Raw genomic sequence first — 14,995 nt, 5'->3', positions numbered from 1 at the left:
CCCGCTACCGGGCGTACGGAACAGGTCTGTTCACCCGCGCCCACTCCTGCTCGGCCGCGCTCCCGCTCGCGGGCGGACGCAGTCCGCCGATCATCCACAGATCACGCGGGGTCTCGTCGACATGGAACTCGTAGTGCAGGCCCCGGTCCCGGGTGTAGGGCGCCATGACCGAGTCCAGCCCGTCCGTCATCCGCTCCCGCACGGCGTCGTCGTCGGCGTGCCGGGCCAGGTGCTCGATGACGATGCGTACGGCGCCGGATGAGGGCTGTCCGCCGATGAAGCAGGAGGTGGGCGGGGTCTCGTGGAAGAGGGCGACGACGTAGAAGGCGGGGAGGCCGAGGCGGGTGTAGTAGCGGGTGATGTCACCGGCGAAGGCTTCTTTGTCGGCGTCGGTGTAGGTGTTCTCGGGGTGGTGGATGTGCCATAGGGGCATGGTGGTGTCCTTGGGTGAAGGGGGCGGCTTCGGTGCTTTGAGTGGTCCGGCCGGCTCAGCTGCTCAGGGAACTCAGCCGCCCAGGGTGAGCGCGAGCTTCTCCACCGGCCCGCTGAGCGCCGCCTTGACGCTCCGCGTCACTTCGTCGACCAGGACTTCCGCGTCCCCCCGCTCGACCCCGTCCATCACCGCCTCGGCGACCTCGGCGGGCGCCAGCTTCCGCGCGGTGAGCGCCCTGGTCATGTCGGTGTCGGCGAAGCCGAGGTGGACGCCGGTGACCTGGGTGCCCTGGGCCGCCAGCTCCAGGCGGAGCGAGTTCGTCAGCGACCACAGCGCCGCCTTCGACGCCCCGTACGCCCCGGAGCCCGAACCCCAGGACAGCACCGAGTGGATGTCGACCAGAGTGCCGCCGCCGTGGGCCGCCAGCACCGGCGCGAAGGCCTGGGCGATCCGCAGCGGTCCGAAGACGTTGGTGTCGAACGTGGCGGCGACGGCGTCGAGAGGTGTGGTCAGCAGCGGCGCCGGGTGCAGGACGCCCGCGTTGTTCACGACGAGGGTGACGTCACCGGCGCGCGCGGCGAGGGCCGCGACCGAGGCGGCGTCGGTGACCTCCAGGGCGACCGGGTGGACGCGCGGGTCGTCGCTTTCGACGGGGTTGCGGGCGGTCGCGTACACCTTCGCGGCGCCGCGCCGCAGCAGCGCGTCGACGAACGCGCGGCCCAGACCGCGCTGACCACCGGTCACGAGGGCGACCGAGTCTTCGATGGGGGACATGGGGCATCTCCAAGGGTCCGGTACGGCTCTATTTAGATGATAGCCATCATCTAAATAGAGCCGCAAGACCGGGCCCGCCCCCGCGCCCCTGGGTCAGCCCGCGTGGACGCGCAGCGGCAGGGATTCGGGGCCGCGGATGAGGAGGCTCGGCCGGTAGTGGAGCCCAGGGAGCGGGGTGGCGGGCTCGAAGTGCGGCCAGCGGCGCAGGAGATCGCCGAACGCGACGTGCGCCTCCTGGCGGGCCAGCGGGGCGCCCAGGCAGTAGTGGGCCCCGGCGCCGAACGCGAGATGCCGGTTGGGGGTGCGGCCCAGGTCGAGGCGGTCGGGGGCGTCGAAGCGCTCCTCGTCGCGGTTGGCGGAGGCGACGGCGGCCAGGACCAGCTCCCGCGCCGGGATGCCGACGCCGCCGACGGTGACCGGGACGGTCGTGTACCGGTACGTCGAAAGGTTCACCGGGCAGTCGTAGCGGAGGAACTCCTCGACCGCCGCCGGCAGCAGGTCCGGGTCCGCGCGCAGCCGGGCCAGTTCACCGGGGTGGGACAGCAGGGCGCGGGTGCCGTTCGCGATGAGGTTGACGGTCGTCTCGTGGCCCGCGCTCAGCAGCAGGAACACCATCGCCACCAGCTCCTCGCCGGAGAGCCGGTCGCCCGCGTCGCGTGCCTCTATCAGGGCGGACAGCAGATCGTCGCCCAGGTCCTGCCGCTTCCTCCCGATCAGCTCGCCGAGGTAGCCGGCGATCGCCTCGGCGGCCTCGGCGATGACCTGCGGCGAGCCCGTCGAGTTGTAGTCCCGCGTCCACCGCCCGAACGACTCCCGCTCACCCTCAGGGAAGCCCAGCAGCTCGCACATCACCGTGATGGACAGGGGGAACGCGTACTCGCCGACGAGGTCGACCTCCTCGCGCCCGGCGAGCCCGTCCAGCAAGGACGCCGAGATCTCCTCGACCCGGGGGCGCAGCGCGGCGATCCGCCGGGGGGTGAAGGCCTTCGACACGAGCGTGCGCAGCCGGGTGTGCTCCGGCGCGTCGCTGTTCAGCATGTGCCCGGACGTCTTGCGCTCCGCCGGACGCGTGGCCCGCCCCGACTCGGAGTTGCTCAGGAACAGCTCGCCGAGCACGTCCGAGTCCTTCGACAGGCGCGGGTCCGTCAGCACCTCCCGCACGTCCTCGTGCCGGGTGACGATCCACACCCGCAGCCCGTCCGGCGTGACCGTACGGTGCACCGGCGCCTCCCGGCGCAGCTCGGCGTAGGTGGGGTGGGGGTCCTGCCAGAACTCCGCGCCGAAGGTTCCCTGTGACGAGATCATGCGAGCACGCTACTTACTCCGCGGGGCGTGCGGGACCGAAACCGCCAGCACCGCCAGCAGCACCAACGCCCCCGCGGGCCCCAGCACCGTCCACGGCGCGAGCTCCAGATACGGCTGGTTCTCCGACAGCAGCCGCCCCCACTCCGGGCTCGGCGGCTGTGCGCCGAGGCCGAGGAAGCCCAGCGAGGCGAGGACGAGCACGGTCGTCGGCAGCCGCAGCAACGCGTTGCGCGACACCGCGGGCAGCACCGCCGGGAGGTGGTGACGGCGCAGCAGATGAGCCGGGCCCGCGCCCAGCGAACGGGACGCGAGCGTGTGCCCGGCGGCCCGCTCCTGCGCGAGCAGCGCCGCCGTCTGCGCCGCGTACGGCGCCCAGCCGACCAGGCACACGGCGAGCGCGGCGCCCTGCACCGACGGACCCGTCACCGCCGTCGTCAGGAGCCCGGCGAGGACGGCCGGGAGGGTCGAGACGACCTCCGTGAGCCCCGCGCCCACCCGCCCGGCGAGCCCCAGCAGCAGCCCGGCGAGCACGCTCACCACCGTCACGGCGGCGGCCGTGGCCGCGGTGCGCAGCGCGCCGTGCCCGAGCCGCGCGAGCATGTCCCGGCCCAACGAGTCGGTGCCCAGCGGGTGTCCGGCCGAGGGCGCGAGCAGCCGGGCGGCGGTGTCCACCCGTTCGGGATCGCGCAGCAGCCCGGCGACGACCAGGCAGACCAAAGCGGTGGCGAGGACCAGCGCCAGCGCGCGCCGAGGCACCGGCCGGGGCTGCGGCAGCGCGGGCAGCGCGTCCTCCCGCAGCGCCGGGCCGAGCAGCGCCCCGCAGCCGGCCCGGATCACGAGCCCGGCGCCCACCCCGAGCAGCGCGAGGACCAGCGTCACCGTCTGGAGCGGCGGCAGGTCCTGCGCCAGCGCGGAGTCCAGGGCGAGCCGGCCGAGCCCGGGGATGTTGAAGATCTTCTCCACGGCGACCGAACCGCCCGTCAACCCCACGACCGTGGGCAGCAGTTGGGGCAGCACCCCGGGCAGCGCCCGGCGCAGCGCGTGCCGCGCGACATACCGCCGGGAGAGCCCGAAGGCGTGCGCGGTGCGCGCCCACGGCTCCTCGAACGCGCCCGGCAGCGCCTGCTGGAGCAGCCCGCCGATCATCGCGCCCGACGGCACCCCGAGCGCCAGCGCGGGCAGCACCATCGACGACGGCCCCTCCCAGCCGCTGGACGGCAGCCAGCCCAGCCACACCCCGCACACCGTCGCCAGCAGCGACGCCAGCAGGAACTTCGGCAGCGCGGCGAGCACGGCGGCGGCCGTCCCGCTGCCCGCCCGGCCCCGGTACAGGGTCGGCCCGCACAGCAGCGCGACCACCGCGACGCTCACCACGAGCGCGCCCAGCACCATCGTCACCGACACCGCGAAGGCGTCCGCGACCTGCGGCCACACCGCCTCCCCCGACACCCAGGACGTCCCCGCGTCCCCGCCGAGCCAGCGCAGCAGATGGGTGAACGGGCCGTCGTCCAGGCCGAGTTGTGCGCGTACGGCGGCCAGCTGGCCGGGCGTCGGGTCCTGGTCGCCGGAGCGCGCCCGCAGGACCGTCAGCGCGGGGTCGGTCCCGGAGAGCCAGGGGAGGGTGCCGACGGCGGCGAGGAGGCCGGCCCCGGCGAGGAGACGGCCCGCGGCGGCGGGGAGACGGCCTGCGGCGGCTCTCACCTCAGGTGGGTGCCGGCGTCGACGAGGGAGCGCTCGCGCGGGTCGAGCAGCACGCCCTCGACGTCCGCGGCGATCCCCTGCACGGCCTTCTCGTGCACCAGCGGCACCACGGCGTCCGTGCGCAGGATCGCCGCCTCGGCCCGCATGACCTTCTTGTGCCGCTCGGCCGCGTCGCCCTCCGCGGCGGCGGCCTGGATCGCCGCGTCGACCTTCGCGTCCTTCAGCCCCGCGATGTTGTACACCCCGTCACTCGTGAAGTCGCTCGCGAGATACGAGACGGCGTCCCCGGTGTCGAGCAGCGTCACCCGCGAGAACACGAGCGCGTCGTACTTCCCGGCGAGCAGGTCCGCCTCCATCTGCGTGTACTCGCGCACGTCCTGCCTGACCGTGAACCCGGCCTTCTCCAGCTGCTGTTGCAGCACGGTCGCCGCCTCGGGCAGCTCGGTCCGGTTGGTGTACGTGGCGAGCCGTACGGTCGTCCCCTTCGCCGGCTTGACGGCGGCCGGGCGGCCGGTCACGGCGACGCGGTCGGCGGCGGCCCAGGGCACGGCGGGTCCGAACAGGCCCTGCGCGGCGTCCGCGTAGCCGCCGAACACCGAGCCGACGAGCGCCTGCCCCGACACGGCCTCGCGGGCGGCGGCGCGCAGCCCCGCGTCCGCGAACGTACCGCTGCGGGTGTTGAGGACGAGGCTGTCGGTGCGCACCGACGGCACCTCGTGCCGGGTCCTCGCGTCCAGCAGCTTCGCCTGCGCGGTGGGTATCCACTCCGCGATGTCGACGTCCTTGGCGCGCAGGGCGTTCGCGCGGGCCGTGCCGTCCGCGATCCAGGTGACGTCGACGCCGGGCGCCTTCGCCTTGCCGCCCCAGTAGCCGTCGTACCGGTCAAGGGCCGCGCCGGTCTTGCCGGTCAGCTTGGTGATGCGGAACGGGCCGGTGCCGGTGCCGACCGGGGTGACCGCGCCGTTCGCGCCGTACGCCTTCGCCGCGAGGATGCCGAGGGCCGGGCTCGCCAGGCGCAGCGGGAGGACCGGGTCGGGGGTCTTCGTGGTGAGGGTGACGGCGTGCGGTCCGGTGGCCCGCGCGGTGAGGGTGACGTCGCTGAGGACACGCGGCTTCGGCGAGGCGCCGTTCGCGTGGCCGAGGGCGTTGACGACCGCCTCGGCGGTGACCGGCGTGCCGTCCTGGAAGTCCGCCTCGCGCAGGGTGAACGTCCAGGTGGTGGGCGCGGTCCGCTGCCACGCCGTGGCCAGCGCGGGCTTCGCGGCGCCGTTCCCGTCCAGCGCGGTCAGCCCCTCGGTCACCGAGAGCTTGCTCAGCACCGTCGCGTCGTTGCTGTACGGCGACAGCGCCTGCACGGGCGGCACCGCGAGCGCGACCCGCAGCCGCCCGCCCCCCGAACTCTGCGACCCGCCCGACGAGAAGCAGCCGGCCAGCAGCGGGGTGAGAGCGAGCGCCGCGATCAGGCCGCGGGAGGTGGTGCGCATGAGGGTCCTGTCGTACGAGGGAACGAAAACGCCCTCGCTGTACGGACATATGCCCGTACGACGCGGAGGACCCGGTCATCTTATAAGGCAACCCTTACCGAATTCACAGGTAGGGGGTCTTTGTCGCACCGAGAGGGCGCCCCGCCGGCCTGCGGGGCGCCCTCGGGAAAAGCGCCGGGTGTCAGTACTTGTGGCGCAGGAGAAGGGAGTTGACGTCGCGCTCGGTCAGCCCGAGGGCCTCGGCGACGGCCTCGTCCGAGATCCCGCGCGCCATGATGTTGAACGCCGCCCGCCGGCCCCGCCGCTCGGCCAGCCGCTCCAGGTCGGCGACGGCCCGCAGCCCGGCCAGCGGATTGCGCTCGGTCAGCTCGTCGAGTTTCTTCTCCAGCTGGTCCACCAGCTCCGTCAGCTCCTCGGGCAGCGGTACGGTCCGCGCGTCGACCTCCTTGATGTGCTGTTCCCAGTCGTCCATGGGACCCGGGGTGTAGTGGTTGAACGCGTACTCCATGTCGACCTCGGACCAGTCGAGCGGGTACACCTCCGTACCGCGCCAGCCGCACGAGCAGATCCCGCGCAGACCCGTCGCCGTCGGAGCGCCCAATGTGCCGTCGTACACCCACCAGTCCGTACTCTCGTGCACCGAGCCGCTGTTGGCGGCGGCGAAGTGCATCGGCTCCGGCTCGCTGCCGTCGGTGAGCACCGCGCTCGCCCTGCCCTCGTGCGACGTCCCGAACTCCTCGTCCCGCCAGTTCACCGAGTTCCCCTCCCACACTGCCTGTTCTTGCCGCTTCGGCGGCGGTTGCCGTGCGTCCTGCTCAGGAACGACGATGCCTCAGCACCCCGCGTTTTGGCAGGCGAACGCCCAGATGAGTGACGACTGTCTTGCTCAGAGCGCCGGTACGGGGACCACGTACAGGTGTGCCAGGCCGTTGATGATGAGGGAGGGGATGCGGGGTGGTTCCTCGGCGGGGGCGGCGAGGGTGATGCCGGGGAGGCGGGTGAACAGGGTGTCCAGGGCGGTGCGGGCCTCCAGGCGGGCCAGGTGGGCGCCCAGGCAGAAGTGCGGGCCGTGGCCGAAAGACAAGTGCTCCTTGTCGGGGCGGGACGGGTCGAAGCGGTCCGGGGATTCGGCGTGCCGCCGCGGATCGCGGCCCGCCGCGCCGAAGTTGAGGAGGATGGGCTCACCGGCGCGGATCACGACGCCCTCACCGAGGTCGATGTCGTCGAGGGGGTAGCGGAACGGCAGGTTCTTGACCGGGCCCTCGTGCCGTAAGGACTCCTCGATCACGTCGTCCCAGGTCAGCTCTCCGGCGCGGACGCCGGCGAGGACGTCGGGGTGGGTCAGCAGGGCGTGGACGGCGCTGGTGATGAGGTTGACCGTGGTCTCGTACCCCGCGTTGATCAGCAGGAAGAAGTCGCTGCGCAGCTGTGCCGGGGTGCCGGGGCGGGGGGTGGCCAGGAGGTCGCTGCTCAGGTCCGGGCCGGGGTGGGCGCGTTTGTGGGCGATGAGTTCGTCGAGACGGGCGGCCAGGACGGCGTCGTTGTCGACGACCTCCTCCGGGGAGGCGGTGCTGACGAACGACCGGTCGAAGGCCTCGCCCAGCTCCGCGCGCATCGGCTCGGGCACGCCGAACAGGTCGCAGATGACGTTCATGGTGAGCGGGAGCGACAGCTCGGCCCGCAGATCGGTGCTGCGGCCCGGCGGCAGCGCGGCCATACGGTCCACCAACTGCCGTGTCATCGCCTCCACTTGGGGGACCAGCCGGGACACGCGGCGCGGGGTGAAGGCGGGGGAGACGCGGGCGCGCAGGGCGCGGTGCTCGCCGGCGTACGTGTTGTAGAAGCTGTCCTGGAGGCCGATCGTGGCGAGCGGCCAGCCGTCGGGGATGTCGGCGAGGCCGGGGAAGTGGCGGGTGTGGTCGCGGGAGATCCGCGGGTCGGCGGTCAGCCGGGTGACCACGCTGTGCCGGGTGACCGCCCAGGCCCGCACCCCTCCCGGCAGCTCCACGACCACGGCGGGCGCCTGCTCCCGCAGTCCGGCCGCTTCGGCGTGGGGGCAGCGCGCGCTGGGGTCGAGGACGGGGTGGCGACGGGGCGTCGGGGAGGACATGGGCGCTCCTCGGTGCGATACGTGCCGAATCCGGGGACGCCGTGCCGGAGCGTGGGCGTCTGGCAGGTCGACGCCCATTTTATCGATGGCCCCGAGTCGCGGTCGGCGCGAAATCCGGCCGTACGCCCACCCCGCCCGGCCACCCCGTCCGCCCCGTCCGGCCACCCCGCCCGTCCGCCCGCCCCGTCCGCTCAGGAGGCGTCCGCTCAGCCCGCGCCGTACGCCGCCGCCATCGCGGAGACCCCGGTGGTGACGAAGTCCCGGATGCCCGCGAGGTAGTCGTCCCGGCCGACCAGCCCGTCGGCGTCGGTGTCGAGGCTGCCGAACGCCGCGTCGGCGTCGGCCGTGCTGTTCCCCGTCGCCGTACGAAGGCGGGTGAACTCGGCCCGGGTCAGCCGCCCGTCGGCGTCGGTGTCGGCGATGTCGAAGAGGGAGCCCAGCGCGGGCCGGCAGGACCGTTCGAACGCGTCGTGGCCGGCCCAGGAGCGGTACTCCTCGAAACTCACCCGGCCGTCGCGGTCCCCGTCCATGTCCCGCCAGACCGTCTCATGGGCCTCCAGTGCGGCGGCGACGACCGGATGGCCCGCGTCCCGCCCCATCGCGGAGGCCGCGCGGCCGACCCGGGCGAGGTACTCGGCCTGGGTGATGACTCCGTCCCCGTCCACGTCCAGCATGGCGAAGACACGGCGTTTGGCGGCATCGGACACCGGGTCGGACATGTGGTTTCTCCCTTTGTTCACCGGTTACTTGACGTCCGTCACCGTATCCGCCGATACGTCATGAATCACGTACGACAGCCGCAAGGGGGACGAGTCCGTGCCGGCGCCCGCCCCCCGGGGTGGATCAGCTCAACTTGGCGGCCCGTCCGGCGGTCCAGCCTCCGTCGACCGCCAGCTCGGCTCCCGTCACATACGCGGCGGCGTCCGAGAGCAAGTAGACGACGGCCGCGGCGATCTCGTGGGGCTCGCCGACCCGGGCCAGGGGGGTGTCGGGGAGGTTGCCCGCGCCTTGGCGGACGCCCGCCGGGGTGGTCATGGGGGTGTAGATCACCCCCGGGTGGACCGAGTTGACCCTGACCCCCACCGGACCCTGCTCCACGGCGGCGATCTTCGTGATGCCCCGCACCCCCCACTTCGAGACCCCGTAGGACGCGGTGCTCGCCATGCCCGTGAGCCCGGCGGTGGAGGAGATGTTGACGATCGCCCCGCCGCCGTTGTCCCGCAGGACCGGTATCGCCGTGCGCAGCCCGATGAAGACACCGGTCAGATTGACGTCGAGCACCCTGCGGAAACTCTCGACGCTCTCCGTCTCCAGCGGCTGCCCGCCGGGTATCCCGGCGTTGTTGACCAGCCCGTCGAACGTGCCGAACTCGGCGAGGGCGAAGTCCACGGCCCGCCGCCACTGCTCCTCGGACGTCACGTCGAGCCGGACGAACCGGGCGCGCTCGCCGAGCGCGGACGCGGTGGCCCGGCCCTCGTCCTCCAGGACGTCCGCGACGACGACGTTGCCGCCGGAGGCGACGACCTGGCGGGCGGTGGCGGCGCCGATGCCCCGGGCGGCGCCCGTGACGAGGACGGTCTTACCGCCGAGGGTGAAGGTGCTGTCGGTCATGAGGCGCCTTTCGCCTTGGCGTTGCGTGCCGCCGCCTGCACGAGGACGTCGGGGTTGCCGTCGGACCAGCCGGGCCGCACGGCGATGCGGGCGATGCGCCAGCCGTCCGGGGTGCGCAGCATGTGGTTGATGTAGGAGCCGCGCAGCAGCCAGTAGTCACCGCCCTCGGCGTCTTCGAGCAGGTGCTGCGCGTACAGGTAGGAATGGCAGACGGCCCGGTCGGGATCGTCGTCGTCGAACTCGACGAGGTGGTCGGGGCTGATGTGCTGGGTCGCGCCGAACCCGTCCAGAGCCGCGGCGGTGCGCTCGGCGATCTCCTTCCGGCTGAGCCGCGCGACGGCGCCGCCGACCTGGGTGTGGTCCGCGTACAGGGGGTCGGTGAAGATCCCGCCGAACATCTGCCAGTCCCGGCGGTCGGCGCCGACCGCGTACCGCACGACCTGCTCCACGATGTCGGTCCGGTCCTCCAGCCTGCGCACCCGCTCCTCCAGCGTCGGCGCCGCCAGCCGCCGGCCGGCCCACTGCGCGAAGGAGGTGAGCGGGACGCCGGGGGCGCCGAGGGTCTGGTCGTGCCAGGTGTACGGGAGGTCCGGCGCGGGTTCGGTGTCCGGCCGCAGGCCGACGGTCTCCGCGATCCGGGCGGGCGGCAGATGATCGCCGGCGAGTTCGAGCTCGGCGCCGTGGAACCGCTCCGGGTCGCCCAGCGCGGCGGCCACCGCGCGGCCGACGTCGGCGACGGCGGTCAGGGCGAGGCCGGCGCCGGGGTGCGGGGCGGGTCCGTACGGTGAACGGGGCGCCGGGGGAAGGAAGTTCTCCATCAGCAGGGCGGGCTTGACGATCGTCCAGTACCGGAAGCCGGCCGCGCGGACCCCGTCCTGGACCGCCGCCTTCGCCGCCCAACTCCCTTGCTCAGCAACGGAGTTCTGTCCGACGCCGTAGCCGGAGGAGTGCACGAAGTGCGTGACGCCCGCGTCCCGCGCGGCGGCGATCAGCCGGTCCGCCCGGGCGAGTTCGCTCCGGGGGTCGGCCGGCTGTACCGAGAAGACGGCGTGCACTCCCTCGGCGGCGCGCTTGAGGGAGCCGGGGTCGTCGAGGTCGCCGGTCAGGAGCCGGACGCCGAGCGTCTCGACGTACCGCGCGGCGGGGGTGCCCGGGTCGCGGACCAGGGCGCGTACGTCGAAACCGGCGGTGAGCAGGGCGCGTACGACCGCCTTGCCCTGCCGGCCGGTGGCGCCGGTCACGAGGACCGGCAGGGTGGCGCCGGTCACCGCGAGCTGCGGGAATTCTGTGGACATGGGTGCTCCGGGGGAACGTGGGAGAGATGGCGTGCCCGAAAGCCGGGGCCGAAGGGCATACGGGTCCGCCGAGCTAAGTGGCGGACCCCGCCGTTTGCTGTGCGGCTACAATACGGAGGGCCCCGCCACTTAGCAACGCGGGTCGCCCGGCGGACTCAGGAGGTGACGCCGTGACCGGCCGATGTGCGGATGTCCGGCGGGTGTTGGGGGTGGCGTCGTGAGCGCTCGGCGTGCGGATGCCGGGGGTGACGCCGTGCCCGGCCGGCGTGCGGACGCCCGACGGATGCAGGGGGGTGACGCCGTGAGCGCTCGGCGTGCGGACGCCCGGCGCAACTACGCGCTCATCCTCGAAGTCGCCGAGGCGGAGGTCGCCGCGCACGGGGCGGGTGCCTCGCTGGAGCAGATCGCCCGCACCGCGGGCGTGGGTTCGGCGACCGTGCGCCGGCACTTCCCCACCCGGCTCGCGCTGCTGGAGGCGGTGTTCGACGGGCGGATCGAGGCGCTGTGCGGCAACGCCCGGGAACTGGCCGGCGCGCCGGACGCGCGGGCCGCGCTGCTGGAGTGGCTGGACACGTTCATCGCGTTCGCCGCCTCCGCGCGGGGTCTTGCCGTGGCGCTGACCCGGGAGGGCGAGAGCGCGGTGGGGGACATGAGCGGCTGTACGGCGCGGCTCACCGAGGCGGTGGACCCGCTCCTGCGCCGCGCGGCGCACTCCGGCGCGGTCGCCTCCGGCGTGGCCGTCCCCGATCTGCTGATCCTCTGCGCGGGCCTGGTCCTGGCCACGGAACACCACGCGGATCCGGCCACGGAGGCGGCCCGCCTGCTGGCGCTGGCCGTCGCGGGGATCAGCCCGGCGGGGTGAGGGCGGGGCGGCGTCGGCTCCCGGGAGTCACCCGGCCGCCCCCCGCCCCGCGACCTACACCCGCGTCACTTCGCCGTGTCGAGCGCGGCCAGCGCCTGGGCCCAGCGGACGTACTTCAGGTCGGCCAGGTCGGCGACGGTCTTGATGCCGAACGCCTCCTGGAGCAGCTCGCCGTGCCGGTCGGAGACGCCCTTCAGCGCGGCCACCGGCGCGGCCATGATCTCCGGCAGGCTCTTGTCCGCCCACGCCTTGTCGAGCACCTTGCCCAGGTCGATCTCAGCCATGTCTCCTCTTCCGTCCATGAAAAAAGGGCGCGCCTCAAGGGAGACCGCCCGTTCTCTCTACAGTCCGTGTAGAAGCCTAGGCTCGCCGGAGCCGGTTCGGACCGATCGCGGGGAAGCCCGGGAGGAAAGTCCGGAAAGGGCTGCCTGGCACGTCCAGATACCTTCTTGACCTGGTCATTTTGCCGGTGTTTTGCCAGCGTGAGGAGCGTCCGGCCTACCCTCGCGCCATGAACCGCACCCTCACCGCGGCCGTCGTCCAGGCCGCCGCCCCCCTCTTCGACACCCCCGCCGCCCTGGCCCGCGCCGAGGAGCTGATCCACGAGGCCGCCGGGCGGGGCGCCGAGGTCGTCGTCCTGCCCGAGGCGTTCCTCGGCGGCTACCCCAAGGGGTTCGACTTCGGGGTCACCGTCGGGAGCCGTACGGCTGAGGGGCGGGAGCTGTTCCGGCGGTATCACGCCGCTGCCATCGACGTACCCGACGGGCCCGAGGTCGGCGCGCTGGCGGCGCTCACCCGTGAACTCGGCTGCCACGCGGTCGTCGGCGCCGTCGAACGGCAGGGCGCCACCCTCTACTGCGTCGCCCTGTACTTCGGGCCCGCCGGCTACCTCGGCCTGCACCGCAAGCTGATGCCGACCGCCGCCGAACGCTACCTCTGGGGCCAGGGCGACGGCTCGACCCTCACGGTCGTCGACACCGGCACCGCCCGCCTCGGCGCCGCGATCTGCTGGGAGAACTACATGCCGCTGCTGCGTACGGCGATGTACGCGAAGGGGGTCGAGCTGTGGTGCGCGCCGACCGTCGACGACCGGGACGCGTGGCAGGCGACGATGCGTCATGTCGCCCTGGAGGGACGCTGCTTCGTCCTCGCCGCCGGCCAGTTCCTGCGCGGCGCCGGGCTCCCCGCCGACCTCCGGGGCAGCGACCCCGAGGCCGTCCTCATCAACGGCGGCTCCGTCATCGTCTCCCCCCTCGGCGAGGTCCTCGCCGGACCGCTGCGCGACCGCGAGGGCATCCTGACCGCCGTCCTCGACCTGGACGACCTGACCCGCGCCCGCTTCGACTTCGACGCCGTCGGCCACTACGCGCGCCCGGACGTCTTCACCCTGCACGTCGACGAGACGGCTCACCGGCCGCCGCTCAGCTGATCGGAACCGCCCGCCCGGTGACCCGCGTCCGCTCCGCCCCCACCTCCAGCAGCAGGTCACTGGGGCGCCCCATGTCCTCCCCCTGCCGGATCGTGACCGTGGCCGGGGCCGTGACGAGGCCCAGCTCGCGCAGATAGCCGCCGAACGCCGCTGCCGCCGCCCCGGTCGCCGGGTCCTCGACGACGCCGCCGACCGGGAAGGGGTCGCGGGCGTGGAAGTGCACGGGGGACTCGCGCCACACGAGGTGGACGGTGGTCCAGCCGTACCGGCGCATCACCGCGCCGAGGCCGTCGAAGTCGTAGTCCAGATCCGCGAGCCGGGCCCGGGAGGCGGCGGCCAGGATCAGGTGGTCGACGCCCGCGAACGCCACGTACGGCGGCAGCGCCGGGTCGAGGTCGGCGGCGGCCCAGCGCAGCGCGCCGAGCGCCGCGGCCAGTTCCTCGCCGGTGGCGGGGCGGGCCCGGGCCGGGACGCTGGTGAGGGTGGCGAGGACCGCGCCGTCGCCGTCCGCCTCCGTGGCCACGGGGATCTCGCCCGCCGGGGTGTCGAGGACGAGGTCCCCCGGGCCGAGCCGCTCGGCGAGGGCGACCGAGAGGGCGATCGTCGCGTGCCCGCAGAAGGCGACCTCGGCGCGCGGGCTGAAGTAGCGCACCCCGAACCGGCGGGCCGCGTCGTCGCGGGCGGTCACGAACGCGGTCTCGGAGTAGCCGACCTCGGCGGCGACGGCGAGCATCCCCGCCGCGTCGAGACCGGAGGCGTCGAGGACGACACCGGCGGGGTTGCCGCCCGCCGGGTCGGAGGTGAAGGCCGCGTAGCGCAAAGTGTCCATGGGCGCCACGCTGTCACCCCGCCCACCATCGAGTCCAACGATGATCAGCGATCCCGTCGATCGGGATATCGCATAACCTCCCCCTCCATGGACACCCGGCTGCTGCACACCTTCACCACCCTCGCCAGAACCGGCGGCTTCACCGCCGCCGCCGAACTGCACCTGGCCCAGTCGACGGTCACCGTGCACATCCGCACCCTCGAACGCGAGCTGGGCACCCGCCTCTTCGACCGCCTCCCCACCGGCGCCCTCCTCACCGACTCCGGCCGTCGCCTCCTGGAACGCGCCGAGGACGTCCTCGACGCCGTGGCCCGGCTGAAGGCCGCCGGCGACGACAGCGGGGGCGGGCGGGTCGTCGTCGGCAGCCCCGAGTCGCTCTGCTCGACCCGGCTGCCCCAAGTGATCGCCGCCCTGCGCGCCGGGCACCCCGGCATCGACGTGCACCTGTACGCGGCCGGCACGGCGGAGTCCGTCGAGGGCCTGCGCTCCGGGCGGCTGGACCTCGCGCTGCTGCTCGGGGACGACGCCGACGCCCCCGACGTCACGGCCGAACCGGTCGCCCGCGAACCCCTCGCCCTCGTCTGCGGCCCTCGCCACCCGCTCGCCGGCCGCGCGGTGACCTGGGCGGACGTCGCCGGCGAGGACTTCTTCCTGCTGGAGCGGGGCTGCTGCTACAGCGACGGCCTCGAGGCTCGGCTGCTCGCCACGCCCGGCGCCCGCCCCCGGCTGACCCGGTTCGGCAGCGTCGACGCGGCCCGCTCCTGCGCCGCCGCGGGCCTCGGCCTGACCCTGCTGCCGGTCACGACCGTCACGGAACACCTGCGCGACGGCCGGCTGGTCCGGGTCAGGGGCCCGCGGTTCGCCGACGTCCCCGTACGCCTCGCCCGCCACCGCCGACGCTGGGTTGCTCCGGCGGCGGGGACGTTCATGGGGGAGCTTGCGCGGCATTTCTCTGGGTGAGGGGGGTTCAAGGGCGGGAGGTGAGGTTGGAGGGGTGGCTGGCGGGGCTGGAGGGGGGCCGGCGGGGCTGAAGGGTGGGCGGCGGTGCCGAAGTGGTGGCCGGCGGGCTGAAAGGGTGGGTGGCAGGGCCGAAGTGGTGGCCGGCGGTGTCGAAAGGGGGGCCGGCGCTTTTTCGTGCGCCGGCCTGATCGTTCGCGCTACT

At 73.8% G+C, this 14,995-nt stretch carries 15 protein-coding genes; 3 read left to right on the top strand and 12 right to left on the bottom strand.

Annotation, left to right across the window (positions count from 1 at the left end):
- Nucleotides 1-4 precede the first annotated feature (4 nt).
- The 10 genes from ACYUD3_RS09320 to ACYUD3_RS09275 all read right to left on the bottom strand — a co-directional run bounded on the left by ACYUD3_RS09320 (nt 5) and on the right by ACYUD3_RS09275 (nt 10,713).
- Nucleotides 5-433, bottom strand: a complete 429-nt coding sequence (locus tag ACYUD3_RS09320; protein WP_470966561.1) for a tautomerase family protein — start codon at nt 431-433, stop codon at nt 5-7.
- Between the two features lie 72 nt (nt 434-505).
- The gene (locus tag ACYUD3_RS09315) at nt 506-1,207 is read right to left on the bottom strand and encodes an SDR family oxidoreductase (protein ID WP_470966558.1); all 702 of its coding nucleotides are present in this window, start codon (nt 1,205-1,207) and stop codon (nt 506-508) included.
- 93 nt (nt 1,208-1,300) lie between these two features.
- Entirely contained in the window at nt 1,301-2,512 is a 1,212-nt protein-coding gene (locus ACYUD3_RS09310; protein WP_470966555.1) for a cytochrome P450 family protein, read from the bottom strand.
- A 9-nt stretch (nt 2,513-2,521) separates the two neighbouring features.
- Nucleotides 2,522-4,213: an ABC transporter permease subunit gene (locus ACYUD3_RS09305; RefSeq protein WP_470966552.1), complete on the bottom strand. Its 1,692-nt coding sequence runs from the start codon at nt 4,211-4,213 to the stop codon at nt 2,522-2,524.
- Nucleotides 4,210-5,697 (bottom strand): ABC transporter substrate-binding protein, encoded by a 1,488-nt coding sequence (locus tag ACYUD3_RS09300; protein WP_470966550.1) that lies wholly within the window; start codon nt 5,695-5,697, stop codon nt 4,210-4,212. The genes ACYUD3_RS09305 and ACYUD3_RS09300 overlap by 4 nt, the downstream gene beginning before the upstream one ends.
- Before the next feature lie 181 nt (nt 5,698-5,878).
- On the bottom strand, nt 5,879-6,451 hold the full coding sequence (locus ACYUD3_RS09295) for a hypothetical protein (protein WP_470966548.1): 573 nt from the start codon (nt 6,449-6,451) through the stop codon (nt 5,879-5,881).
- A 132-nt stretch (nt 6,452-6,583) separates the two neighbouring features.
- Nucleotides 6,584-7,807 carry a cytochrome P450 family protein gene (locus ACYUD3_RS09290; protein ID WP_470966545.1) on the bottom strand — a complete coding sequence of 408 codons (1,224 nt, stop codon included), beginning with the start codon at nt 7,805-7,807 and terminating at the stop codon, nt 6,584-6,586.
- A gap of 206 nt (nt 7,808-8,013) precedes the next feature.
- Complete coding sequence (locus ACYUD3_RS09285; protein WP_470966543.1) at nt 8,014-8,526, bottom strand: EF-hand domain-containing protein; 513 nt, start codon at nt 8,524-8,526, stop codon at nt 8,014-8,016.
- Nucleotides 8,527-8,650: 124 nt separating this feature from the next.
- Nucleotides 8,651-9,418 carry a glucose 1-dehydrogenase gene (locus ACYUD3_RS09280; RefSeq protein ID WP_470966541.1) on the bottom strand — a complete coding sequence of 256 codons (768 nt, stop codon included), beginning with the start codon at nt 9,416-9,418 and terminating at the stop codon, nt 8,651-8,653.
- Entirely contained in the window at nt 9,415-10,713 is a 1,299-nt protein-coding gene (locus ACYUD3_RS09275) for an NmrA family NAD(P)-binding protein (RefSeq protein WP_470966538.1), read from the bottom strand. Before ACYUD3_RS09275 ends, ACYUD3_RS09280 begins: the two co-directional genes overlap by 4 nt.
- A gap of 301 nt (nt 10,714-11,014) precedes the next feature.
- On the opposite strand from ACYUD3_RS09275, the gene ACYUD3_RS09270 reads away from it, so the two are divergent.
- Entirely contained in the window at nt 11,015-11,575 is a 561-nt protein-coding gene (locus ACYUD3_RS09270; protein WP_470966536.1) for a TetR/AcrR family transcriptional regulator, read from the top strand.
- A 65-nt stretch (nt 11,576-11,640) separates the two neighbouring features.
- Here the strand turns inward: ACYUD3_RS09270 and ACYUD3_RS09265 are convergent, their stop codons facing one another.
- Nucleotides 11,641-11,859: a hypothetical protein gene (locus ACYUD3_RS09265; protein WP_470966533.1), complete on the bottom strand. Its 219-nt coding sequence runs from the start codon at nt 11,857-11,859 to the stop codon at nt 11,641-11,643.
- 227 nt (nt 11,860-12,086) lie between these two features.
- On the opposite strand from ACYUD3_RS09265, the gene ACYUD3_RS09260 reads away from it, so the two are divergent.
- Nucleotides 12,087-13,004, top strand: coding sequence for a nitrilase-related carbon-nitrogen hydrolase (locus tag ACYUD3_RS09260; protein WP_470966531.1), 918 nt, complete (start codon nt 12,087-12,089; stop codon nt 13,002-13,004).
- Here ACYUD3_RS09260 and ACYUD3_RS09255 read toward each other — a convergent pair.
- On the bottom strand, nt 12,997-13,833 hold the full coding sequence (locus tag ACYUD3_RS09255) for a PhzF family phenazine biosynthesis isomerase (RefSeq protein ID WP_470966528.1): 837 nt from the start codon (nt 13,831-13,833) through the stop codon (nt 12,997-12,999). The genes ACYUD3_RS09260 and ACYUD3_RS09255 overlap by 8 nt on opposite strands.
- 87 nt (nt 13,834-13,920) lie before the next feature.
- Between ACYUD3_RS09255 and ACYUD3_RS09250 the strand changes: the two genes are divergently transcribed.
- Nucleotides 13,921-14,793: a LysR family transcriptional regulator gene (locus tag ACYUD3_RS09250; RefSeq protein WP_470966526.1), complete on the top strand. Its 873-nt coding sequence runs from the start codon at nt 13,921-13,923 to the stop codon at nt 14,791-14,793.
- Nucleotides 14,794-14,995: the final 202 nt, after the last annotated feature.

It is taken from the genome of Streptomyces sp. AMJ-169 (assembly GCF_055597585.1).
Note: the sequence above shows the minus strand (reverse complement) of the source record. Positions and strands in the feature narration are given on the sequence as shown.